At 28.7% G+C, this 5,586-nt stretch carries 5 protein-coding genes; all 5 read right to left on the bottom strand.

The window, feature by feature from the left end; translation table 11 throughout:
- Positions 1-157: 157 nt before the first annotated feature.
- A complete protein-coding gene (locus KJQ99_RS08530) occupies positions 158-787 on the bottom strand; it encodes a histidine phosphatase family protein (protein ID WP_214150538.1) in 630 nt (209 codons plus the stop codon).
- Entirely contained in the window at positions 780-2,366 is a 1,587-nt protein-coding gene (serA, locus tag KJQ99_RS08525) for a phosphoglycerate dehydrogenase (RefSeq protein WP_214150537.1), read from the bottom strand. Before serA ends, KJQ99_RS08530 begins: the two co-directional genes overlap by 8 nt.
- An 88-nt stretch (positions 2,367-2,454) precedes the next feature.
- Entirely contained in the window at positions 2,455-3,270 is an 816-nt protein-coding gene (locus KJQ99_RS08520) for a Gfo/Idh/MocA family protein (RefSeq protein WP_214150536.1), read from the bottom strand.
- Complete coding sequence (locus KJQ99_RS08515; protein WP_214150535.1) at positions 3,270-4,388, bottom strand: 5-methyltetrahydropteroyltriglutamate--homocysteine S-methyltransferase; 1,119 nt, start codon at positions 4,386-4,388, stop codon at positions 3,270-3,272. Before KJQ99_RS08515 ends, KJQ99_RS08520 begins: the two co-directional genes overlap by 1 nt.
- On the bottom strand, positions 4,389-5,480 hold the full coding sequence (locus KJQ99_RS08510; RefSeq protein WP_214150534.1) for a DegT/DnrJ/EryC1/StrS family aminotransferase: 1,092 nt from the start codon (positions 5,478-5,480) through the stop codon (positions 4,389-4,391).
- Positions 5,481-5,586: the final 106 nt, after the last annotated feature.

Here is a 5,586-nt window from a genome sequence, read left to right as displayed (position 1 = left end):
AATATATCTTGTAAGAATATTTTAAAGCAAATTGAAGCTGTATTTTATGGTTTTCATATTATATAAATTTATATAATTTTTAAAGATTAATTACTAAGTAAAGCAATGATTTTAAATTCTTATTTTGTAAAAATCAAAATAAGAATTTAAACAAGCATTATAAACCTAATTGAATTTCTTTAGAATATAAATATCCTAAATGATTGGTGTTATTTAAGGTTATTATTTTTGCTAAATCATTAGATATTTCAAGGACATTAATGCAGGTATTATCTTGAGTAATGTTCCAAAATGAGCTAAGTGGTGCATTTAATAAATGAGAAATGATTACCTTATTTACTGCATCGTGAGCGAAAACTGCAATTGTTTTTCCATCGTATTTTGTAATATAATCGTTTATTGCAAGTTTTACTCTATTTAAAATATCTTCTAAGCTTTCTCCATTAGGCATTTTTACTAAATGTGGGGTTTGCTTCCATTTTTTTAATAAATCTTGTTCTATTTCACTTGATAATCTACCTTCCCAAGTTCCGTGATTTATCTCTAATAATCTTTCATCTTTTAAAACTTCTTTATTGTGAAATTTAGCACTTTCACAAGCTGTTTCATAAGCTCTTTTTAAAGGACTTGCTATAAAAAAATCAATTTGTATATTTTTTAAAGCAAGGGCTAATTTCTTAGCTTGCTCCTTGCCTAAATCACTTAAATCAGTATCAATTTGACCTTGATATCTACCTTCTTTATTCCAATTAGTTTGCCCGTGTCTAAGTAGTATTAGATTAATCATCGCAAATCTCACTGCAATCAATTATCTTAACTCCATGAACTCCAGCTAATTCACAAAGTTTTTTATAATCTGTTTTTAATGGTTTTTTATTAATGCTAATTGCCATTATGTTTTCACCACTTGTATTTGTTTTGCTAACTTGCATACTTAAAATATTTATTCCTGCTTCGCCTAAAATAGTTCCAATTTGTCCTATCATACCAGGCACATTATCGTGTGGCACTAACAATAATACTCCACTTGGTTCAAATTTAATATCATATTCATCAATACCACTAACATAAGCACTCTTATCGCTCATTAAAGCTCCTCTTATTTCGTGCTCACCTAATTCGCTTACTATTTTTACTTTTATTTGATTATTTACTTCATCACTTTTTTGCTCAATTAAGCTTATTCCTCTATTTTGAGCTAGAATTGGTGCATTAACCATATTTACTTTTTCTTGCAATATAGAATTTAATAATCCACATAACATTACTTGGCTTAAAGCTCTAGTGTCAAGCTCTTTAAAGGCATTTGAATATTCAATGAAAACTTGTTTAATTGCTGAATTGCTAACTTCACACGCAATAAATCCTAATGCTTTTACTAGATTAAAATAAGGCTTAATTTTATTTAGCATTTCAGGGCTAACTGGCACAGCATTTAAAGCACTAGCAACCATTTGACCATTTAACGCTTCTTTAATAGCAATTGCCACATCAACTGCAACTCCTTCTTGAGCTTCTATTGTAGATGCACCTAAATGCGGTGTTAAAACCACATTTTTTAAAGTTGTAATCTCGTGGTTTCCTAATGGCTCATTAGCAAAAACATCAAGAGCAGCTCCTGCAATATCTCCATTTTTTAAAGCATTTGTTAAATCATCAAGATTAATACATTCACCCCTTGCTGCATTTATAATTCTTACACCTTTTTTCATTTTGGCTATGCTATTTTTATTTATCATTTCTTTTGTTTCATCTGTTAATGGAAGGTGTAATGTAATAAAATCAGCTTCAGCATAAACTTCATCTAATTCACATTTTTTAACTTGTAAATGAATAGCTCTTTCGTTGCTAAGATATGGGTCATACGCAATTACTTTCATACCAAATGCTTGCGCTCTACTAGCAACACCAGCACCAATTCTACCTAAACCTAAAACCCCTAAAGTTTTATCTTTTAATTCAAGTCCTAAAAAGCTTTTTCTATCCCAAATACCATTTACTACGCTAGCATGTGCGTTAGGTATCATTCTAGCAAGGCTTAACATTAGTGCAAAAGTATGTTCTGTAGCTGCGTTTGTATTACCATTTGGTGCATTTACTACTATTATTCCTTTTTTTGTAGCTGCTTTTATATCTATATTATCAACACCAACTCCAGCTCTACCAATTACTTTTAATCTATGAGCGTGTTCTAATACTTTTTCTGTAATTTTTGTAGCACTTCTTAAAATAACTGCATCATAATCACCAATTATTTTTAGCAATTCTTCTTCGCTAATTTTAGGATATTCACTTACTTTGCAATCTTTTTCTAAAATTTTAGTAGCTAAATCGCTAACTCCATCTAAAACTAAAATCTTGTTCATCTACTCTCCTTTAAATAAAAGCTTTATTCTAGCAATTATTTTAAAGGATTGATTAATTAATTTGTTTTAAGTCAGTATTTTTAATATCTTAATTCAAATTCTTTAGAATTTCTTGAGTATAAATAGCATCATCAACACTTGCTAAAAGCCCTAAATCATTTGTCTTGATATAATTAATAAACTCATCTTGCTCTTTTGCTAGGCTTGAATGAGCTTGAAGTGTTATTGTAGTTTCATCTTTAATTAATTTTGAGTTTAAAAAGTCTAATTCATAGCTTGATACATTTGTATTTATAAAGGCTTTTCTAATCCTACTATTAAATTCCCAAGAAGCTAAAATATCAAGATTATTAGAATTTAGCTTAATTTGCGTGCAAGGATTATTTGTGCGATTTATTTTAAAACTAGCCTTTATCCCAAAGAAATTTGCTAAATCCAAATCATGCACACAAAGGTCTAAATCAACCCCAACATCACTAATTCTAGCTGGTTTTTTAGACGCTCTTATAAAACTTGCATATTTTATTTCTTCGTTTTTGATATGTTTTAAAAACTCAAGACTTACAGGGTTAAATCTCTCGCAAAAGCCAACTGCTACATTTACTCCGCTATTTTTAATAGCTAAAGCTTCATCAAGACTAAATGATAATGGTTTTTCTATTAGAATAAAATTGATTTTATCTTTAATCTTAGAAAATACTTCATAATGATATTTAGTCGGAACAACTATTATCGCTCCATCAATATCATTTTTTAATAATTCATCTAAATTAGAAAAATACTTATTATCATCAATCCAATCAGGCTTAATTAAATCAAAGCAATATAAATTTATATCCTTTTTACAAAGTTCGGTGTAGTGGTTTTTACCCATTACACCAAGACCTATTAATGCTATATTCATTAAAAGCCTTCTTTATCTAAAGTATTATTTAATTCATTTAAAAGTGCGATTTTTTCCCATTGAGTATTCATATCAATTTCATTTCCTTCTTCTGTAGAGCTAAAACCACATTGGGTGCTAAACTCAATTTGTTTTGTATCTAAGAAATTAGCTGCTTCTTTTGCTCTTTTAATTAGAGTTTGAATACTTGGATTTTCCTTAGTTTTAGTAGTTAAAAGTCCAATTACTACTATTTGATTTTTAATATATTTTAATGGTTCAAAATCTCCTGACCTATCATCATCAAATTCTAAAAAGAATTTATTTATATTAAGATTTGCAAATAATTCGCTAGCAACCTTGCTATATCCACCACTAGCACTAAAATGGCTTCTATAATTACCCCTACATATATGTATTGCACTTGTGATTGTTTTTGGCATAGTTGATAGGCTTTTGTTTAAATACTCTACATATTCCTTAGTGCAATCATCGGCGTTATAGTTGTTTTTGATTAGATTTGCTCTAAAATCTTCATCACAAAACGAGCCAAAGCTAACATCATCAAGTTGTAAATAAACTCCGCCTAATTTTTCAAATTCTAAATAAAAATCAGCATAGGCTTTTAAAATATCTTCTTTTAATTTTGCATAATCTTTTCCGTAGTATTCAAATTCTACATTAAATCCACCACGGATAAATAACATATATAAAAGCATTGATGGGCTAGGAATTGTTAATTTTAAGCGATTTGTATCAATGCCTAATTCTTTTGCAATTTTTACTAAACTTGCAAAATCTTTTAAGAAAGGATGGTCTTTACACTCTATTTTATTAGTTATTTTAATACCTTCAGCTCTTGTTTCTATGCCTTTAAAAACATAGCCTTTTTCTTTAATAATTTTGCTAATTCCACTAAATCCCCAATAAAAATCTAAATGCCACCAAGAGCGTCTAAATTCTCCATCACTTAGATAATAAACATTGTTTTTATCACACTCAATGAGTAGTTCTTTTATGCACTCATCTTCAATAGCTCTTAATTCGTCTTTACTGATTTTTGCGTTTGCATAATCACTTCTTGCAGCTTTTAATTTAGCTGGTCTTAAGAACGAACCTACTTGGTCTAATCTTCTCATTTATTCTCCTTTATTAAAAATTTCAATGATTTTTTCTTGGTCTAGTGTATCTAAAAATGCAGAAAATGGCAAAGATAAAATCTCGTTTGTTACATTTTCGCATACTTTAAAATTACTTGCTTTATAATCTAAATATTTAAAGCAAGGTTGCGAATATAGTGCTATTGGATAATGAATTGCGGTTGGGATATTGTTTTCACTTAGTTTTTTTACTACTAAATCTCTATTTTTAACCCTTACGCTATATTGAGCCCAAACACTCTTATATCCTGATTTTACCTTAGGTGTAATGCAGTTTTTAAGGTTTTTTGTATAAATGTTAGCAATTTCGTTTCTTTTAGCAATTTCTTCATCAAAATATTTTAATTTTACATTTAAAACTGCAGCTTGTATGCTATCAAGTCTTGCATTTAAGCCTATTATTTCGTGTTTATATCTCATTTCGCTTCCGTGATTTATAAGTAATTTTACTTTTTTTGCTAATTCATCGTTATTTGTAAAGATAGCCCCACCATCTCCATAACACCCAAGTGGTTTTGAAGGGAAAAAACTTGTCGTGCTAATATCAGCAATATTACAAGAGATATTGCCTAAATCATCTTTTGCACCAAAGCTTTGAGCTGCATCTTCAATCAAGTATAAATTATGTTTTTTACATATATTTTTTATGGAATTTAAATCAGGCATTTGACCAAAAATTGAAACTGCCAAAATAGCCTTAGTCTTAGGTGTAATTAGGCTTTCAATTTTGCTTATATCAAGGTTATAATCTACTTCGCTTATATCAACAAAAACAGGTTTAGCTTTAATTAAAGCTATCATTTCAGAACTTGCAATGAAAGTAAAAGGAGTTGTAATTATCTCATCACCTTCTTTAATCCCTAAAGCTTTTAATGCTACATATAAAGCCGTAGTTCCGTTTGAGCAAGAATATGCGTATTTTGCTTTTGTATAATTTGCTAGATTACTTTCAAGTAAAGCAACTTCATTACCACCGATAAAACTTGTATTATTTAATATATTTTGAATTCTTTCATCTATTTCGTTTTTGTATTTTAAATATTGAGATTTTAAATCACAGAATGCTAACATTGATTATCCTTAAAAAATAAAAGGCTAATTGTATTTGCTTTCATTTAATTCCTTATTATTTAAATCTTTACTGTACTAAATATAATAAGTTTTTTTAAAACATAAA

This window comes from Campylobacter sp. 2018MI13, from assembly GCF_018501135.1.
In the GTDB taxonomy this organism is placed as follows: domain Bacteria; phylum Campylobacterota; class Campylobacteria; order Campylobacterales; family Campylobacteraceae; genus Campylobacter_E.
Note: the sequence above shows the minus strand (reverse complement) of the source record. Positions and strands in the feature narration are given on the sequence as shown.